The 20,013-nt window shown below is 41.0% G+C and carries 15 protein-coding genes and 1 pseudogene; 10 read left to right on the top strand and 6 right to left on the bottom strand.

The window, feature by feature from the left end:
* The first annotated feature begins 25 nt into the window (after positions 1–25).
* Complete coding sequence (locus EYW48_RS04640; protein WP_199871507.1) at positions 26–949, top strand: DUF1837 domain-containing protein; 924 nt, start codon at positions 26–28, stop codon at positions 947–949.
* Positions 949–3,039: a DEAD/DEAH box helicase gene (locus EYW48_RS04635; RefSeq protein ID WP_277431936.1), complete on the top strand. Its 2,091-nt coding sequence runs from the start codon at positions 949–951 to the stop codon at positions 3,037–3,039. The genes EYW48_RS04640 and EYW48_RS04635 overlap by 1 nt, the downstream gene beginning before the upstream one ends.
* Positions 3,040–3,332: 293 nt before the next feature.
* On the opposite strand, the gene EYW48_RS04630 is transcribed toward EYW48_RS04635, so the two are convergent.
* The 3 genes and pseudogenes from EYW48_RS04630 to EYW48_RS04620 all read right to left on the bottom strand — a co-directional run.
* The gene (locus EYW48_RS04630) at positions 3,333–4,196 is read right to left on the bottom strand and encodes a DMT family transporter (protein WP_274693946.1); all 864 of its coding nucleotides are present in this window, start codon (positions 4,194–4,196) and stop codon (positions 3,333–3,335) included.
* A 261-nt stretch (positions 4,197–4,457) separates the two neighbouring features.
* The gene (locus EYW48_RS04625) at positions 4,458–5,066 is read right to left on the bottom strand and encodes a bifunctional 4-hydroxy-2-oxoglutarate aldolase/2-dehydro-3-deoxy-phosphogluconate aldolase (RefSeq protein ID WP_053309253.1); all 609 of its coding nucleotides are present in this window, start codon (positions 5,064–5,066) and stop codon (positions 4,458–4,460) included.
* Between the two features lie 26 nt (positions 5,067–5,092).
* Positions 5,093–5,860, bottom strand: a pseudogene (locus EYW48_RS04620) (GntP family permease); the annotation flags it as partial.
* A 209-nt stretch (positions 5,861–6,069) separates the two neighbouring features.
* Between EYW48_RS04620 and pnuC the strand changes: the two are divergent.
* The 7 genes from pnuC to EYW48_RS04585 all read left to right on the top strand — a co-directional run bounded on the left by pnuC (position 6,070) and on the right by EYW48_RS04585 (position 16,149).
* Entirely contained in the window at positions 6,070–6,816 is a 747-nt protein-coding gene (gene pnuC, locus EYW48_RS04615; protein WP_176313040.1) for a nicotinamide riboside transporter PnuC, read from the top strand.
* Positions 6,813–7,544 carry a nucleoside phosphorylase gene (locus EYW48_RS04610; protein WP_171980817.1) on the top strand — a complete coding sequence of 244 codons (732 nt, stop codon included), beginning with the start codon at positions 6,813–6,815 and terminating at the stop codon, positions 7,542–7,544. The genes pnuC and EYW48_RS04610 overlap by 4 nt, the downstream gene beginning before the upstream one ends.
* A 162-nt stretch (positions 7,545–7,706) precedes the next feature.
* Positions 7,707–8,387: a Crp/Fnr family transcriptional regulator gene (locus EYW48_RS04605; RefSeq protein ID WP_171980816.1), complete on the top strand. Its 681-nt coding sequence runs from the start codon at positions 7,707–7,709 to the stop codon at positions 8,385–8,387.
* A 223-nt stretch (positions 8,388–8,610) separates the two neighbouring features.
* Complete coding sequence (locus EYW48_RS04600) at positions 8,611–9,099, top strand: hypothetical protein (protein WP_053309248.1); 489 nt, start codon at positions 8,611–8,613, stop codon at positions 9,097–9,099.
* Positions 9,100–9,364: 265 nt separating this feature from the next.
* Entirely contained in the window at positions 9,365–13,198 is a 3,834-nt protein-coding gene (locus tag EYW48_RS04595) for a response regulator (protein WP_277431935.1), read from the top strand.
* The gene (locus EYW48_RS04590; protein ID WP_277431934.1) at positions 13,188–14,153 is read left to right on the top strand and encodes a diguanylate cyclase; all 966 of its coding nucleotides are present in this window, start codon (positions 13,188–13,190) and stop codon (positions 14,151–14,153) included. The genes EYW48_RS04595 and EYW48_RS04590 overlap by 11 nt, the downstream gene beginning before the upstream one ends.
* Positions 14,154–14,490: 337 nt before the next feature.
* A complete protein-coding gene (locus tag EYW48_RS04585; RefSeq protein WP_053309245.1) occupies positions 14,491–16,149 on the top strand; it encodes a putative transporter in 1,659 nt (552 codons plus the stop codon).
* Positions 16,150–16,585: 436 nt separating this feature from the next.
* Here EYW48_RS04585 and EYW48_RS04580 read toward each other — a convergent pair whose 3' ends face one another.
* Both EYW48_RS04580 and EYW48_RS04575 read right to left on the bottom strand, forming a co-directional pair.
* Positions 16,586–17,653 (bottom strand): diguanylate cyclase, encoded by a 1,068-nt coding sequence (locus EYW48_RS04580; RefSeq protein ID WP_274671661.1) that lies wholly within the window; start codon positions 17,651–17,653, stop codon positions 16,586–16,588.
* Between the two features lie 134 nt (positions 17,654–17,787).
* Complete coding sequence (locus EYW48_RS04575) at positions 17,788–18,219, bottom strand: hypothetical protein (protein WP_277431933.1); 432 nt, start codon at positions 18,217–18,219, stop codon at positions 17,788–17,790.
* 456 nt (positions 18,220–18,675) lie between these two features.
* Here EYW48_RS04575 and EYW48_RS04570 point away from each other — a divergent pair, with 456 nt between their 5' ends.
* Complete coding sequence (locus EYW48_RS04570) at positions 18,676–19,545, top strand: AAA family ATPase (protein WP_277431932.1); 870 nt, start codon at positions 18,676–18,678, stop codon at positions 19,543–19,545.
* A gap of 34 nt (positions 19,546–19,579) precedes the next feature.
* On the opposite strand, the gene EYW48_RS04565 is transcribed toward EYW48_RS04570, so the two are convergent.
* Positions 19,580–20,013, bottom strand: a 434-nt coding sequence (locus EYW48_RS04565; RefSeq protein ID WP_277431931.1) for a sugar phosphate nucleotidyltransferase, incomplete at its 5' end; no start/stop codon positions are given.

Below are 20,013 nucleotides of genomic sequence, written 5' to 3'. Positions count from 1 at the left end.
CCAAGTTTAATACGGTAGCGACTATATGGATTTTGAAATACTAATTGATAGTTCTTTTTCTGAACATTGCAGTAGCAAAAGCATTTCTCCTATACACAACAAACATGTTCTTAGCCTCGTCAATGACTTCGAAGATGGTAAATGGAGGTTCAAACATTTCCAAAATTTCATTTGGGACAACATTGCTGAAACATCTCTTTCAATTACCGAACGGCAAGCACTAGTTGACCAATCTCATTCTCTTTTAACAGCTGCCGCTGAAAATTTACGATTGGTAGACAAAGATAAGAGTAAAGACATTAGCAAGGGAAGCGAGTTAGCAGAAATACTTCTATACGGTATTATGAAGCACCATTACGGCGCTTTACCCGTAGTACCAAAGATATTTTATAAGCAAAACGCGCAAGATAATGCGAAAGGTGCAGATAGTGTGCATTTAGTCATCAAAGACAATGACTTTACTGTCTGGTTTGGTGAAGCTAAATTCTACAATAAAATCGAAGATGCTAGGTTGGCTTCCATCGTCAGCTCTGTGGCTAATTCTCTAGACACTAAAAAACTAAAAAAAGAAAACAGCATTATCACCAATGTTAGTGATATAGATTGTCTGATTGAAGACGAAACACTTCGAAAGTCCATTAGAGATGCGCTTTCTAGCCGCATCTCTATAGATTCTTTGAAACCCAAAATTCATGTACCTATTTTTATTCTACACGAATGCGAAATAACCAGTTCGTGTACCAGCATGGATAGCGATTATGTAAAGAAAATCAAGGATTATCATATAGACAGAGCTAACGCCTTTTTCAAAAAACAAATAGAGGGCTTAAAAGGTGTTCACTTATATGATCAAGTGACATTCCATATAATTCTATTTCCAGTCCCAGATAAGCAAAGAATCGTGGACAGATTTGTAAAAAAGGTAGAGCAGTACAAGGAAGATGATTGATGGATGTTTTTAATAAATGTATTGAAATAAACGACTTTATAAATATTTATGATGAATTTTCTGCTAGAAATGAATTGATTAAGTTACTGGCATTTTTAGAGGAAAATGAAGAGCCTTATAACCCACTAATTAATAACTTGATTAGACAAGTTGGACTCTACCCATATTTAGATTTAGATACATCGTCGTGGCAAGACCGTTTCGCTCATGAGTCATTTAAGGTTGATGTTGGTGAAAAAAAGCCGTTAACACTTCATCGTGAGCAATCATCTATATTAAAAAAGCTGATCAACGGTAAGCACCTTGCGGTAAGTGCCCCTACTAGTTTCGGCAAAAGCTTCATTATCGATTCATTTATTGCAATCAAAAAACCGACTAATGTTGTCATAATCGTACCCACAATTGCCTTAACCGATGAAACACGCCGTCGCTTGCACAAAAAATTTAGCTGTGAATATAAGGTGATTACGACTTCAGAAGTCTCATTGGCAGACAAGAACATCTTTATTTTCCCTCAGGAACGAGCAATCCATTATGTTAACAAACTGGATTCAATAGATATGCTTGTTATAGATGAGTTTTATAAAGCCAGTGCCGATTTCGATAAGGAGCGTTCTCCTGCACTAATAAATGCGATTTTGAAACTTGGTACTAAAGCTAAACAACGTTATTTCTTAGCACCTAACATTACGTCGGTTAACGAAAGTATATTCACTAAGGGTATGGAGTTTGTGCCTGTAGACTTTAATACGGTGTTTTTAGAGAAGCATGAGTTATATAAAGATATTGGTAAAGACGACAATCTAAAAAGTGACGTTTTACTTGAAATCCTTTCTAAAACTAAAGGAAAGTCTCTGATTTATGCAGGCACATACTCCAACATTACCAATATTTCTAATTTGTTGATAGACAAGCATAAACCCACTGAACGTCGATTGTTGAGAGACTTTGAGTCATGGTTAACTGAAAATTACGACAGAAATTGGAAGTTGACGAACTTAATTAAAAGAGGGTCCGGTATTCATAACGGGCAGTTGCATCGCTCATTAACTCAGATTCAAGTTAGGTTATTTGAAGAACCCGAAGGATTGACCAATCTAGTTTCAACTTCTTCCATCATTGAAGGTGTAAACACATCAGCGGAAAACGTTATTATTTGGAAGAATAAAAATGGCAAGTCTAAATTAAATGATTTCACTTATAAGAACATAATCGGCCGTGGTGGTAGAATGTTTAAGCATTTTATTGGTCAAATCTATATATTAGACAAACCACCACAAGCAGGTGATACACAGTTAACTCTAGATTTACCAGAAGAGCTAGCTGGCGATGTTGATCTCGATGAACTTAAGAACGAACTTACTCCTGAGCAGATTGCCCATATTATCGCTTACAAGCAGGAAATGGACGAGATACTTGGGTACGGCAAGTTCAACGAATTACAAGAATCCGGTCAGTTTGAATCCAGCAATTCAATGGTGCTTCGTGATATAGCTAAGGAGCTTGTCGCTAACAAGCAGACTTGGTCAGGGTTAAATTACCTTAACTCAACAAATGTTAATGAGTGGGATCGTTTACTTTATTTGGTGCTAAAAATGGCGCCAGGACAATGGGGAATCCAATACGGAAGTTTTGTAGGCTTTATAAAAGTGCTATCAAACAACTGGAAGTTAACAATACCTGAATTATTAGACGAGTTAGACCACTACGATATTGACGTTGACAAGTTTTTTGAACTAGAAAGACACGTTACCTTTAAATTAACTTCACTTTTAAATGACATAAATGTAATTCAAAAAAATATCATTGACAAATCAGTTGACATATCACCGTTCATAGCTAAGGCATCAAACGCTTTTTTACCTCCTCTTGTTTATCAATTAGAAGAGTATGGCTTACCACGAATGTTGTCGAAAAAAATACATGAGTACGGTGTTATTGACTTAGAAAGAACTGAAATTGAGCTGCACGACGTATTCAAAGAGTTCATAGACATGACTATAGAGAACAAAAGTATGTTACTACGTATCTTTAGTTCTTTTGATAGATACATTTATGATTACTTCTTAGAAGGCATAACCACAGATTAAAACTGTTTCGGCTCCTAGATGATAGGAGCCCACACTTAACCCCTTATCGTATAAGTGATGGAACGAGAATTTTTTAGTACTTTTGTTGTCGTTGTTAATCCTGGCTTGGATTGAATGTCCAGTAACGCCATGCCTAAAACAACTTCATTTCTGTACAGACCGTTACAACCTGAATTTTAATGTAAGCGCGTCATAAACGTGCGTAATGTCTGTTTTCTTCCTTAAAAGGTAAAGGAACTCAATGCGTCTTAGAGCTCTCTAGCAACTTAATTTCGCTTCACGCTTTGGCTCTTTTAACGATGACGAAAATGGCCCATTCGATAGAAAAGAAGCGAACAGAGCAGCAAGCCGCAGCCGAAAATCTTATTCGCTGGCATCGATTCATCATAAATCAGCACGCTCAGAACCAGTGTCCAGATTGGCTCAAGCAGCATTAATATGGCTGCATTGGTGGGGTTGGCGTGCTTTTGACCTACGGTTTGCATCAAATACCGCAAACTGGTGGCCAGTAATACGCTCAAAGCAAGCCACTGCCATGTCATCACACTCACTTGAACCGGCCATGACTCAAAGAGTAAAGAGAGTAAAACCCCAAGGCAGCCTCCGACAAACAGTTGTAATGTGGTGAGCAACATTGGCGGCAGATTAGCCGAAAAACGACTGTTAAAGTTAAAATGCAATGCCAAGCTAAAGGCAGCAGCCATAAACCACAACTGGCTGGTCGCAACAACCCACTCCCCGTTCCACGACAGTAAAAAAAGCCCAATCAGTGCAATGGGTAGTGACAACCAAAATGCGCGCGCCGGTTTAGCGCCAAACAGCGGCCATGCTAATAACGGAACAAACAGCATAGAGAGGCTCATGATGAATGCGCCCTCGCCTAACGTGTCGCTAATGGAAATCGCGTGGATCCAGCAAAAAATCGAGCCACCTAATAACACACCCACACTCATCGATTTTAAACAATCGTGCAGTGAGGCTTGGCGCAGCGCTTTAAGACAAAATGGCAGTAGGCACAGCGACGCTAAAAGAAAGCGCACCCCAATAAAGCCAAAAGGTGGCAACCCCTGGATTGCTTGTTTGGAAAAGACCCATCCAGCGGCGGCCAGCAATGTGGTCACAACTAGAATAAGTTCAGCTCGCCGATTGGAATACATAATTAAGCTTATTGAATGATGAAGAAGGCGATTGTAACGGCAATTTTTATCGCACGTTAGGTCAGTTAAATTTTTATTATATCCAAACAACTTAAAGTTGCAGGTAGGCGGCCAGTGAGTTCATCCCGATGAGCCTAGATAAACTATGTGCTTAGGGTGAGAGAACGTAACCAACACAGCTGTAACTTCAAGTTGTTCGGTATATCAAATTTAGGCAAAAGAACGGCTTACCAAAGCAAGCCGTTTCGTTTTTGTTCTGTATTACAGTGCTTTTACCAGTTCAGCAATGCCCTGCCAATCACCTTGATCCATTAGATCGGTTGGAACCATCCACGTACCGCCACAAGCCACAACCGATTTAATCGACAAATAGTCTTGAACGTTACTTGGGCTAACGCCACCTGTGGGCATAAAGTTCACTGGATAAACGGCTGTCAACGCTTTGAGCATTGCCACGCCACCCGAAGGCTCTGCTGGGAAAAATTTTAATGTGCACAAACCCATTTCCATCGCTTGTTCAACCAAACTCGGGTTGTTCACTCCTGGAACGATCGCTATGTTGCGCTGTTGACAATATTTCACAGTGGTTGGGTTAAAACCGGGACTCACCACAAAATCAACACCCGCTTCAATCGCTTGGTCAACCTGCGCCGTAGTCAGCACTGTACCTGCGCCAATCAGCATTTCCGGGTAGGCTTCACGCATCAAACGAATCGATTCTACAGCCGCTTCTGTTCTAAAGGTGACTTCCGCGCATGGCAACCCATTTTCAACCAACACCTTTGCTAAAGGTATCGCTTGGCTGGCATCATTAATCGCAATCACAGGGACGATTTTGATTTCTTTCAATCGTTGTTCAAGAGTTTTCATTTCATAACCTTATATTGAGAAGCTCTTTATAATAAGAAGCTTAGGACAGCGACAATCACAAACGCAATACTACCAAGCAGTGTTTCCATCACCGTCCAAGTTTTAAGTGTGGTTTTCTCATCCATTTCCATCAAGCGAGAAACAAGCCAGAAACCCGAATCATTGAAGTGTGATAGGACCGTTGCCCCACCAGCAATCGCAATCACGATAAAACAAAGGTCAAGCTCACTCAAACCAGTTGTTTGTGCCACTATCGGCGCAATCAAGGCAGCGGTAGTTGTCAATGCAACGGTTGCTGAACCTTGTGCTACGCGTAAACAAGTTGAAATAACAAAAGCCGCAACAATGATTGGCATACCAGTATCGGATAACACGTCAGCCAATGCTTGACCAATCCCACTAGCACGCAATACCCCACCAAACATACCGCCCGCACCGGTCACTAAAATAACTGCACAAATAGGCGCTAACGAATCACTGCACAGCTTCTCAAGCTTACTCATTCCAAAATCTTTAGCAAACACAAACAAGCACGTTAATAATGTAATCAGCAGGGCTACTGGTGTTTTACCATCAATAACACCTGCAACAGACAACGTACTTAAACCAGTATCCATAAATATGAGCAGTACAGGCATAACCAAGATAGCTAATACTGTGGTGAATTTTGGCAGTTTGTTTTCATCTATAATTTGGTCAGTATTGAAAAAGGCTTTGGATAGGGGGATATCAAATTTCTTACCCGCATACAAACCAAATAAATATGCGCCAAAATACCAAGTAGGAATGGCAATTCTTATATCTAGGAACTTGAGAATGACTCCAGCCTCGTAACGGATTGAAGTGACATACCTAGCCACTTCAATTTTTATAGTTGAATTAGCAAAAATATGATCAAGCAGATATGAAGGAGGACATATGTCCTCCCTACATTACCAATGCCTACCTTATTATGAGCTCTTCGAAAACAATTACTCTTACAACTATAATAGAGGACATCAGCATGGAACTCTTTGCCCTACTGGATATCAATAACACGCTAGTTAACATTCCGATTGGTGGCGGTTATGCCATGAGCTGGATTGAAGCTTTCGGCACGGTATTTGGTCTGTTATGTATTTGGTTTGCCAGCCAAGAAAAAACCATTAATTACCTTTTCGGTTTGTTGAACGTTACACTGTTTGCGGTAATTTTCTTCCAGATCCAACTTTATGGTTTACTTTTATTACAACTTTTTTTCTTCTGTGCGAACGTATACGGTTGGTACGCTTGGACAAGACCAAATGCAGATGGTGATACCTTGCAAGTTCGCTGGCTAAACAAGCAAAAGTTAATCACCACCACCGTATTCAGCGTTGCAGCTATCGCTTTACTCACTCTATATATAGACCCATTCTTTTTCACATTAGCTAACATTACGGTTGATAGCCTAAATCTATTTGGTGCAAATTTGGCACAACCGACATTAGAACCCGATGCGTTCCCATTTTGGGATTCTGCCATGACCATTTTGTCGATTGTTGCGCAGATTTTGATGACACGTAAATACGTCGAAAACTGGATGCTGTGGGTTGTCATCAATATTATTAGTGTGGGTGTGTATGCCACGCAAGGTGTCTATGCTATGTCAGTACAATACGCAATTTTGATGTTCATTGCGGCCAACGGTACTCGAGAATGGGCACGTACAGCTAAAATTAACAGTCAAAAGAAACAGGGGACTAGTGACAACAAAGAGGCGCTAGCATGAACAAACAACCCCACATTTGTGTAGATGAGAGCCAAGTATCACCACATGTGATTGTATGTGGAGAGCCCGACCGAGCCAATCGAATCGCCGATTTAATCGATAATGCTAAATTATTGGCTGAAAATCGCGAATACCGTTTATTTAACGGGCAATATAAAGGTAAACCAGTCACCATTTGCAGTACTGGAATTGGCGCTCCATCCATGATCATCGCAATTGAAGAGCTTAAACAGTGCGGCGCTACACACGTTGTTCGTGTCGGCTCGGCAGGTGCAATGCAAACTCAGATTCAATTAGGTGATTTAATTGTCGCAGAGGGTGCTGTGCGCGATGAAGGGGGTTCTAAAGCATACATAAAAGCGGCCTATCCTGCCTACGCGAGCTTTTGTTTGCTCAAAGAATTGGAGTGTTTTTTAGCTAACCAATCAGCACCTTACCACTTAGGTGTGGTGCGCTCCCATGACAGCTTCTACACCGATGAAGAACAAAAAATCTCTCATTACTGGAATAAAAAAGGCGTGTTAGGTGCGGATATGGAAACCTCAGCATTGCTGACTGTGGGGCGTCTGCGTGGGCTTGAGGTCGCTTCAATTCTAAACAATGTAGTTCTGTATCAGCAAGATGTGAAAGAAGGCGTTGAACAATATGTTCATGCCAACCACGCAATGATGGCTGGTGAAAAATTAGCGGCAACAGCGGCTTTAGAAGCACTGTATAAACAAAGCTAACTCTTCATATTTCATTCAGGTAAATAATCTTAAGCGGTAGCGTATGCGCCGCTTGTATTAAACGAGATCTAAAGCACAGCCCATGGTCAAAAGAATAGAATGTATTGTAATTAGGGTAAAGTCTGATTAGCTTTAACACACCTATCCGTTGATGAGTTCACTATGAAGATTAGCCCCTATGCTTCAGGCCGTTTCCAATCATTCTTATCTGATAAAAGTCGAGCATTTAACGAGCTAATTTATCAGTGTCAAGTTGCCAGCAGTTACCTTGATTCAGGAAGCGAAATTCTTCGTCAAGGCGAGAAACTGGATTATTTATATATCGTTCCAATTGGTCGTGTATCGATGAGTATCATTGCCGCTAATGGCCGACGTTTTCAACTTGGTGAAGCCAATTGTGAGTATCACATTTTCGGTGAGATGGAGTATTTCACTCAAACGCCTTGCCAATGGACTGTGGTTGCTGATGAGCATTTACAAGTTGATACTATTTGCTTGACCTCACTGACTCAAGCGCTGCATGCTCACCCTGAAATGATGTTTTTCTTTGCCGCTGCTCTAGCGGAAGATTACCAAGACTCAATGGATATTTATACCAACCGGCTGCTTCATCCTATTACTTACAATATTGCTTACGACTTATTGATGCAAAAAGAAACCAGCGCCGCACTCGGAGGTTTTGAAAAAGTAAACCAAGAAGCGGAACGTTTTGGTACTTCTGGTCGAGTTTATCGACGCGCCGTGAAAGATCTCATGGATAAAGGGTTCATTACTAAGACAGAACAAGGCTTAACCATTATCAATGAACGCGAGTTAAGAGCATTCTTAAATAGCCATGAATAAACCCGGATGCAATTGCTCAAGTGTGACTGGCTCAGACAACTTATCAACAAAGTCATCACTTATTGCTCGATACACCTTGCTTTATTGACCCTACGCCCCAAGAAAGAAAAAGTAAGGCAGAACTCCACTTTTAACGGTTCTTTGATTCACCGCAATGCGGGTTTTCTTCTGCCAGATTAAATATACGCTTTCACTTTGAAGCTGCATTCTAAGGATAAAAAAGATGTCTGATGTACCAACCACCGTTGAATATACGGTTGAAACCCTGCAACCTGTCGTTGAATCTTCTGGCTCTATTTGGGGTTACGTCGCTGGCGGTGTCGTATTAGCGATTCTACTTGGCTATTTCGGTTTCAAAAGACTGAATAAACCGGCTTTTGTCATCAAGCAGATGCGTAAACGCAACCGCAAAGAGATGAAAAAACAAGGTGTTGAAAGTGCTGAATCGATGGCCGATCTAGACCTTCTGTTAGATGCAGTACAAGAATATGCAACGCAGCAGTCAATGAGCGGAACTGCAATGGTTCAGTTACTTGCTCCACTTAATGATGCAAGCAAAATGAAATCTGCGGGGGATTTCTACCATTCAATGGCCTACATTGCCAAAAGCATTAATAACCTGACACTGGCCAAAACGTTACAGAATAAATCAAAGCAAGTTCGTTCAAGCTCGCCCCTGATGGCTGGTTTGTTAAAACGTGCTGGTGTTTAGTACGACTTAGCTTCCATCTCCAAAACTCGCCATAGCGCCAATAGCGTTATGGCCCATTGCTTTAATTGGCCATTTCCGCATTACTATACCCCTTATCAAACATCCACAGTACATTGACTGATGAATGCCACATATCGATACTCCATCAAAATGAAATATCTATCCAATTGAAAATATTCAGCTAAAGTTGTTATAGATATTTTTAAAAATATCACGACAAGCTGTCATGTGATAAAAGCTGTGTGTACCTAGCAGGAAAAAGATAATGGATCTATCGCAAGAAGCACGCCCGAAAGCTGCTTTAAAGTTAAATAAGACAATCTTAAATGCACTTTGGCTGCCTTTGATTATTCTTATCTTTGGTTTATTTACCGCAAGTCATTTTAATCAACTGCATCAGACAGAGCGAATTGAGCATATACAACATGATTTATCTGCTCGATTGCAGCAGATTAGCGATGGGGTAGCGGAAAAAGTTACTCTATATCAATATGGAATACGTGGCTTTAGAGGTGCGGTAATGACTGCCGGTGTCGATGCATTTGATTATGAGCAAATGTTTCGCTATACCCAGACTCGTGACTATCCCAAAGAATTTCCAGGTGCTCGTGGCTTTGGATTTATCCGCTTTGTTGAACCACAGCAAAAAGAAATGTTCCTTGAGCAAGCTCGCCTAGACAGGCCGGACAAAACCTTCAATATTCGCTCACTTTCAGAGCATAATAGCAGCTTGTTTGTCATCCAATACATTGAACCCGAAGAGCGTAATAAACAAGCGGTCGGCTTAGACATTGGTTCAGAGGCTATGCGTCGTGCCGCAGCTTTAGATGCAGCCAAAAATAACTCGGTACGTCTCACTGCTCCTATAACTCTTGTGCAAGCCAACAAAAAGGCACTGCAAGGGTTTCTAATACTCATGCCTGTGTACAACACCAATAAAATAGCGGATTCCTCTTCTGTGGAAGAACGATTAAGCAAGCTGGTAGGCTGGAGTTATGCACCTATTTTGATAGATGAAGTGTTAAGTGCAGTGGTCGGCCTCAATGACGATGTTATTCTAACCATAGGTGATATCAATGACGGTACTTCAAATCATTTTTTCACTCGCGGCTCAATTCAAAATAGGACCCCTTATCAAGTAACTCAAACCATTGATTTGTTTGGACGTCAATGGGAGCTCAATCTTATCGCTACCAACAAGTTTATCGAATCCCTGCCATTAAATGCTTACAACCAGACTTATCAAGAAATCTTAACAGCCACATTACTGCTCATGTTGACTGTCTTTATTATTCAAATGATACGTTCACGTCGCGCTCAGTTAGCCAACCACAAAATTGAACTCGCTCAAGCAAGGGAAGCCACACTGACGGAAACCAATCTGCAATTGGAAAAGTTAGTAAACCAAAGAACAGAAGAAATTTCACAGGTCAATGCCCTGCAACGCAGTATTTTAAGCAGTGCGGGTTACGCTATTATCGCGACTGATTTCGATGGGGTAATCACTGTATTTAACCCTTCAGCAGAAAAACTAGTCGGCTACAGCGCCAGTGAAGTGGTAGGGAAAAAAACACCGGCCATATTTCACTTACCTGAAGAGGTCGTTCGACGAGCAAAAGAACTATCGTTAGAACTAGGCAAAACTGTAGAAGCCGGATTTGATGCCTTTGTCGCTAAAGCAAAATTAGGCAAATCCGATATTAATCGCTGGACTTACGTCAGTAAAAACGACCAACACATTCCGGTTAAACTGTATGTCAGTGGATTAAGAGATGATCACGGTCAGCTAGTCGGCTTCTTAGGTATAGCTTATGACTTAACCGAACAGCTACAAAAAGAGAAAGAACTAGCGGAAGCCAAAGAACAAGCTGAGTACGCAAACCAAGCTAAGTCTGATTTTTTAGCGAACATGAGTCATGAAATTCGCACCCCAATGAATGCAATTTTGGGATTACTGCAGATGACCCTCAATACTGAGTTAAGTAGCCAACAAACCGATTACTTAAATAAGACTAAAAGTGCGGCTCAGTCGCTACTCATTCTTTTGAACGATATTTTAGATTTCTCTAAAGTAGAAGCCGGAAAACTCGAATTAGAGCAATCTCCATTCTCACTGCCGGAACTGCTACAAGAGACAGGAATACTCCTATCCTCAAGCCTTCAAAACAAAGCCATTGAAATCATTTATCAAGTTGCGCCAGATGTTCCAACCATCTTGATCGGCGACAGCTTACGCCTGCGGCAAATATTGTTAAATCTAGCCGGCAACGCCATTAAATTCACTAATAGCGGTGAAATTAAAATATCTATAGAAACACAACAAGTTTCAGACAATAGCTGCACCTTGCTATTTAAAGTGTCTGACACGGGTATTGGGATGACTCAAGAACAGCAAGCGATTATTTTTAATGGCTTTAGTCAGGCAGAGTCGTCTATTAGCCGAAAATATGGTGGTACAGGCCTAGGTTTATCAATCGTTAAACGGTTAGTCAATCTGATGCAAGGTGACATTAGCGTGACAAGTCAACTTGATGAAGGGAGCGAATTTGCTTTCACCATTACCTTAGATTTCTCACCTGTGTGCACTGACATCTACTCACATATTACACATGGTTTAAAAATATTATTGGTTGAAGATAATGAAACCGCACGTCTAATCCTTCAAGACACACTGCAACGACTCGGCTGCCAAGTCTTTGCCGTACCTAATGCCGATGAGGCTTTAGCGCAGCTAAATCACTTAGCTCAACAAGATGAGGTGATTGATCTCGCATTTGTTGACTGGAAACTGCCTGATATGGATGGATTGGCCCTTACTCGCGCAATCAAAAACCAAAAAAATATCAAAAAAACACCGTTGGTCATCATGATCACCGCTTTTGGCCGAGAAATTCTCGATAAACATTTAGAAGCCACCCATGAGCTTTTAGAAACCGTTTTAATAAAACCGGTAACGCCAGAGCTAATCAAACAAACCATTATCAATGTGCTTCAAAGTAAGAGCACGACACTTGAAGAAACACGGATTACCAAAAATTCAAACGATACCTTAGCGGGGATCAATATATTACTTGTTGAAGATAATCCGACTAACCGTTTGGTCGCAACTGAATTGCTCAGTCAACGCGGTGCAACCATTATTGAAGCAGAAAGTGGCTTTAAGGCACTAGAAATACTACAAAATCAGCAATTCTCCCTAGTATTGATGGATATTCAAATGCCCGGCATGGACGGTTATGAAACCACTCGTCAGATCCGACAAAATATGAAGCTTACCCAACTACCGATATTAGCAATGACTGCTAATGCGCGGCCAGAAGACAAAGCTGCCTGTTTAGCTGCAGGTATGAATGAGCACATCGCCAAACCTTTTGAAATCAATGGGGTGATTCAAAAAATTCAACACTTCGTTACTCAAAGCTCTGCTCCAACAGACCTGCCAGTAGAACGACAAACTGTGGCTCCCCGCAATCAAAAAATATCAGTACAAGCCCAAGAGTATGCAGATAAACATGGTATTGAACTGCATCAAGCGATAACTCGCATCGGTGATTTCTCTGTTTACCTAAAAGTAGTTAATCAATTTGTTATTGATATGCAGGAAGCTATATCACAATTGCAAGCGACTGAACTTGTTACGGATGTGGCATTGCGTGTCTACCACAGTTTAAAAAGCGGCTCAGCAAGCTGTGGACTCATACCATTGTCGAAAAAGTTAGAGAAAGCGGAATACGAATGTTCAATAGCAACCACGGAAACGATGAAAAGAAATAGTAGCTTATTAGCCGACGTTCTATTTGCCCAATCACAACTGAAATCATTGATCAATTTACTCAGCGACGAGCAACCAACAACTGCAACACCACCCGCTATGGATAAAGCAATATTTAGAGAAAAACTGCTGATGCTCGAGCGATGTTTCAACACTTCAAATATGGAGGCGACGACAGTATTTGAAGAAATCTCAGCACAATTAAAAACGGTTGATGAAGAATTAACAAAACAACTTGCCGAACAAGTGCAAAATTTGGCGTTTGAACAAGCAGCTGCAATACTAAAAGAAATCATGAAATGCCAGGAGTTTTCTGATGCTATCTAATTATGATTTATCAAGCTTTAATAAGAAAACTGACTTCACAGTACTTATCGTTGATGATCAGCCAACCAATATTCAGCTTATCTATCAGTTATTGAAAGATGAATATCAGATATTGATGGCGACATCAGGAAAGCAAGCAATCAGCGTTTGTAAAGAAAGCCAACCCGACCTGGTATTACTCGATGTCATCATGCCTGAAATAGATGGTTTACAAACCTGCCGCTTGCTCAAAAGTGACCCAACGATTGCTAATATACCTGTTATTTTTATTACTGGACTAACCGCACAAGAAGATCAAGATGCATGCTGGGAAGCTGGTGGCGTGGATTTTCTCAAAAAACCCTTTAATGTCAATACGTTAAAAAATCGCATCAAAGCTCACTTAACGCTAAAACATCAAGCTGATCTGCTGCGATCTTTAGCGTATTTAGACGGTCTTACCGGCCTTAACAATCGCCGCTATTTCGATCAACACTTAAAGTCTCACTTAGCGCAAGCTTACCGAAAAAAACAGCCGCTTTCGTTATTACTGATCGATATTGATTATTTTAAACAATATAACGACACATTTGGTCACCTAGAAGGTGATGACTGTTTAAAGAAAGTCGCCACCGCTTTACACCAATGCTGCCGAAGACCGACCGATATCGCTGCGCGGTATGGGGGTGAAGAGTTCGCCATTATTCTTCCTGAAACAAGCCAAGAAGGTATTTGGCACGTGGCCAGCCTTGTTCAAGATCAGATCAAAGCGCTAAGTATCGACCACCCAGCGGCGGAAAACGGTTTTTTGACCATCAGCATTGGGGGGGCAGTCGATCTAGAAGGTACTCATTCATCGGAGCAATTAATCGCATTAGCCGACAAAATGCTTTATCAAGCAAAAGATACTGGACGAAACCAAACGTGTATCACCTGTGAAAAGAGAGCAGAACACGACAAACCAATCCTTTCTTAAGGTAATCAAAAGATAGAAGACAAGGATACCTCCTTGCTGTAAAACTTCATTAACCCTTATTTAACAAATATTTATCGCCTGAATTTATTATTCGTTTAGGTGCACATTTTTGCATAGCTATCGTTAACAACCCACGTCAATTGCAGTATTACTGGTAATAAGTTTAGGGCAACCACAAAGCTACATCGAGAGCTCATTTTATCGGGTGGACTCCCAATGCAGTATTTGAACCCTCCAGCTGTAGACATAACCACCACCGAGTTCTTACGCCTACCCCTGCCTGCCGTTCATTAAAGCTTGCCCATCAGCAATTTTTTAATTGATTAGGAGACTCACTATGAGTGATATTGCACTTTCTATCAGCATTCTTTCGCTGGTGGCTGTGCTTGGGTTGTGGATTGGTAATTGGCGAGTATATGGGGTTGGTTTAGGTATCGGTGGAGTGCTGTTTGGTGGCATTCTCGTCGGACACTTTACTGGATCTTGGGGAATCGTCCTTGACTACAATACCTTGCACTTTATTCAAGAATTCGGACTTATCTTATTCGTTTACACCATAGGCATTCAGGTTGGTCCTGGTTTTTTCTCTTCGTTACGAAGCTCTGGGCTTAAGCTCAATGCTTTTGCAGCCCTTGTCGTATTATTAGGTTGTATCGTTACTGTCGCCCTTTATTACCTGTTTGACGTTCCACTGCCTGTCATTCTTGGCGTGTTTTCCGGTGCGGTCACCAACACTCCTTCTCTCGGCGCAGGGCAACAGATATTAACCGAACTAGGCGGCCAACAGAACTTACTCGATTTAACTGGGATGGGCTACGCAATAGCTTACCCATTTGGCATCTGTGGTATTTTGCTAACCATGTGGCTACTGAGAGTCATATTTCGCGTGAGTGTTGACGCAGAAGCCGACGAATTTGAAATCAAAAATGGCCATAAAAAAGAAAGCTTACATACCATCAACGTCGCCATCAAAAACCCGAACCTCAATGGGTTACTTTTAAAGGATATTCCCGCTTTAAGTGAAGGGGATATTGTCTGCTCTCGCTTAAAACGTGGCGAACAACTTTCTGTGCCAAAACCCGATTCACGAGTAGAAGTGAACGACCTACTGCATCTCGTCGGCGATAAACAAGCGCTTGATAAAGCTCGCTTGGTGATTGGTGAAGAAGTTGACGCATCACTCTCAACACGAGGTACGGAACTGCGTGTACAACGCTTGGTCGTTACCAATGAAATCGTGTTAGGCAAAAAACTGCGCGATTTAGATCTTAAAGAGAAATACGATGTCGTCGTCTCACGCTTAAACCGCGCAGGGGTCGAACTAATCCCAACCAGCCAATCTACCCTGCAATTTGGTGACATTCTTAATTTAGTCGGTCGCCAAGAAGCCATTGAAGCGGTAAGTGGTATGGTTGGTAACGCGCACCAGAAACTCCAACATGTGCAAATGCTCCCCGTATTTGTTGGGATTGGACTTGGTGTTTTATTGGGATCAATTCCTTTCTACCTACCCGGTTTTCCCGCGGCGATCAAACTTGGCTTAGCGGGTGGACCACTGATTGTCGCTCTAATTTTGGCCCGTATAGGTAGCATAGGTAAAATGTATTGGTTCATGCCACCGAGTGCTAACTTAGCACTACGTGAAATTGGCATTGTGTTGTTTTTGGCAGTCGTAGGACTAAAATCTGGCGGTAATTTTGTCGAGACTCTCGTACAAGGCGATGGAGTCAGTTGGATGGGATATGGCGCGCTCATCACAGCAATTCCATTAATCACTGTAGGAATTTTAGCTCGCGTGCTGGGGCATATTAACTATCTCACTATTTGCGGAATGTTAGCCGGTTCGATGACCGATCCACCCGCCCTTGCCTTTGCTAATGCACTACATGAAACCAGTGGTGCATCGGCTTTAGCTTATGCCACCGTTTATCCACTAGTCATGTGTTTACGTATCTTATCGCCGCAAATATTGGCGTTGATACTATGGACACTGTAGCGTGTTGAAATAGTATTCAATAAGCGAGTAATCGTAATAAATAAAGGTTACTCGCTATTTATTTAAGGTAGATGTTCAAGGCGACACCTTTACAGAATCTTGTTAAAGAGTCATGTCAGAAGTTACTGGAAGACCTAACTAATCTCTTTGAATTTGACGAAATAGCTGCGATAGAAGATCAATACGAAAAATACCAATTCCCGATATAGAAAAGAATTTCCAACACTTGAGCTATGGTTCGATGAAATCTCAGGTAGTGATGGTAATTTAGTGCTAACTACACCAGATACTGAACATAGATCTAGATTCACTACTCTCGATGAAAAGGTTGAAGTGGATGGAACAGAGAGAACCAAGTACATTGCCGTAAATCAGGCATATCGATGCAATTAATGTGTAGCGGCATGCAATTAGGCTAGAGCTACTTTTATTGTAGTTACTGACAGCACTCTACACGATTTCGGCCATTATTCTTGGCGATATACAACTTTTCATCTGCGGCCTTATAAGCTTCATTAAAGGATTCATAATCGAGCATACTGGTAACCCCAAAGCTGCATGTAAAGCTAGGCATAGCATCAGATAATTCCGTTGCTACGGAAATTGTTTCCTTAAGTTTGTTCGCCATTAAGCATGCCTCGGATAGAGTTGCTTCTACTATTAACATAAACTCCTCTCCCCCCCATCGAATTAACATGTCGTCTTCTTGGATGGATGCTTTAACGAGGATCGATAGTTGTTTTAAGGAAGCATCCCCCACATCATGGCCATGAGAATCATTAATCTTTTTGAAATGATCAATATCAAACATTATGAGCGATAGTTCTTTTCCTCCAGATTTCATGTCGTTAAACTTATTTTCAATAACAGTCTCAAGGTACTGGCGATTATAGGCACCTGTAAGTTGGTCAATATGAGCTTTTTTCTCTAAGCTCTCATTTTCCACCTTCAGTTGTGCTACTTCACTCAGATCTACATCAACACAAAACATCTCTGGCTGCTCTGTCCCTTCTCCGAGCATTATATGAGAAGAAAACACATATACTGGCGCTTTATCTTTCGTATCCAGTATCAGCTCACCAGCAGGTATAACATTACCGTTTTCATACCAATCAGTAATATGCCCAACGACACTATCACGCATTTTTTCAGGAATGATTAATGACTCAATTGTCTGCCCTATCGCCTCCTCTGCTGTATAGCCATATATATCCTCACAGGCCTTGTTCCAGTAGATAACCTCTCGATTCTTGTTGTAGCCTTGTATAGCGACAGATGGGATGCTATTCATAAGCTCAAGAAATCGACTATTCTCGTTGCGTGACATGACAGCATGACTGTTTTTGTAATTGGTAAGGTCAACAATCTTTTTCATTATCAGCTTGTGCTCGATGGGAACTTCACCTAGTTCACTGCATCGTTCTAATACTTTTAACAAGTCATTGCACTCAGCAATATGTTTCTGTAATTTAGCTCTCAAGAGAAATGTGGTGTTAACATTCATTAGATTCACTTTTAAGTTTTACTGTTGCGCCATCAGTTTGAACTACGGCTCAACCAAGCGATTAAATCATCAATTCCGCTGCGCTATCTGTATATTCTGGATAGATGCAAACATGGCATTCTATTTATGCTAAATTATAGAAATATTAATATGGGGAAAATGCTTTTTGGGACTTGAATAGCATTTTTTAGCTTCGCTGTACGAGAAAAATAGCAGGCAATCTCATGATCAACAATCCATGATTCCAGTGATTTAAAAAGCTTTCCACCCAAACCTTTCCTTGTTGAATCTTGCCGTATACCAATAACGCAGTACATTGAGTGACTGCTTCTCTTAGTTGTATTACCAATTCCCTTAACGTATCGATGAATTTCTTTCGATTTAGATGCGACGAACATTACTTGGTTATCACGCTTTTGGAAGGACTCAATGATAGCTTCTTGCTCTTGCAGAGTTATATTTCTTTCGTCTGGTTCCAATAGCATAAATTGTGTCTCGCTATCTAAACGATGCATCAAGTCCAGAAGAAGTGATGCGTCCTTTTTATCTACGCTCCTTACTTCCATGATTAGTCCTCACTTTAAACACTACAGTCGAAAGATTGCATTGAAGCTCTATTCTGATGCTAGGACAGAGTATGAATGAAACGTTGCTAACTTAATAGAGCCACCTTGATTTGACTCGGTATTGCTGGCATAGATATGCAAATAGGCAAGAAATGTTAAAAAGTGAAAACTTGTGGGAGAAAACGTGCACAACGTCTTAGCTTACGTTCGCTCAGCCAGAGCCGGTAAATCAGGGGCTAAATTTATCGGTTAAAAAATTCGTCATCTCGTTTTTGGACAAAAGTGAGCTACACGATTAACTTAATTAATAAGTTATGGATTAGATTAAGTACTGCGATCATCTTAGTGTAAGTGCTCAAAGTCACAGGAACTGATCTATGTCACTGCTTTTCTAGGTGGGAAGTATAAGAATGCAATTGACTGCAACTATGCACTAAACTGTACAAGAGCTAAAAAATGATTAACACCATAACATTAAAAGGTGTAGCTAGTTACTCACCAACTTCGCCAGTGGTTATTCAAACTGACAACAAGAAGATAAACCTGTTCTATGGTTTAAATGGTTCTGGTAAGTCCACAATAGGTAAATTTTTACATTCTCCTGAATTGCCCGAATATCGAAACTGTTCCATTCAACCTCGTGAGTTGGTTGAAGATATCTTGGTTTACAATCAAGAGTTTATACGTAGCAACTTCTATGAAATTCCTGACTTTCAGGGTGTATTCACTCTGAGCGAAGAAAACAAAGAAGCCGAACAAGCAATTGAAGAAGCAACCGAGAAAACAGCTCGCCTACACCAAAGCATCGAGGTTTCCAAAACAAAGATAAGTCGCAAGCAAAGTGACATAGAAAATGAAGAGACTTCACTAAAGGAATCTGTCTGGAAAGCAAAAACCACATATGAAAATGGCGCACTAGATTTTTGTCTAGAAGGATTACGGAGAAACAAAGTTGGCTTTCTGAACAAGGTAAGATCAAGTAGTGGAAGTGTCACATCTACAATTGAATCTCTGCAAAAAGAGGCTCGTGAGTTAACAGGGCAAGACGGTAGTCTACGTCCAAGCGTACCCAAGATTAGCCTTGATGTCAGTAGCTTTGAAAATGCTCCGATTTTAACTCAAATTATCGTGGGATCTAAGGATTCATATCTATCCGACTTAGTCGAAAAACTGGGCAATTCTGACTGGGTAAAATCAGGTCTGGGATATATGAAACCCGATAATCCGTGTCCTTTCTGCCAGCAAGAGTTAAACTCATCGATTACTGAAGCGATCAATCAACTATTTGACGAGACATACTCCAAAAAAGTAAGCCAGATAGGCTAAAAGTGATCGGATAATCGCGAAATCGGTGATCGGTTTAAACCGAAATGGGTGATCGGATAATCCCGAAATGACTGATCGGAATGCTCCGAAATATGCATTTGGCAGGTGGAAGCTGTTCTTGATATGTCCATATCGGCCAGTCTTTATCATAAAGGTCAAGTTGTGGTTTAGGTGTAACAAGTTCCATATTGGCTTCCCAAAATGAGTCAAGTGTACCCACGTCACGCCAGTAGGGCTGATTTTCACTGTCTGGATCTTTGAAAGAGTACGCAAAAACATTACTCTCATTAATGATTGAAGGAATGATATCGTGGTCAAAATCGCGGGTGGATCCTTGGACATCCACATCTTTTAATAACTGGTTAAAAAGAAAATCAACATTGAATAAATAATTGCCCATTGAAGCCAAACACTTATTCGGTTTATTCGGAATTTCATTAGGTTGAGCTGGTTTCTCATCAAAAGCGA

The sequence above is a fragment of the Vibrio sp. 1180_3 genome (assembly GCF_029478545.1).
GTDB lineage: Bacteria > Pseudomonadota > Gammaproteobacteria > Enterobacterales > Vibrionaceae > Vibrio > Vibrio aestuarianus.
Note: the sequence above shows the minus strand (reverse complement) of the source record. Positions and strands in the feature narration are given on the sequence as shown.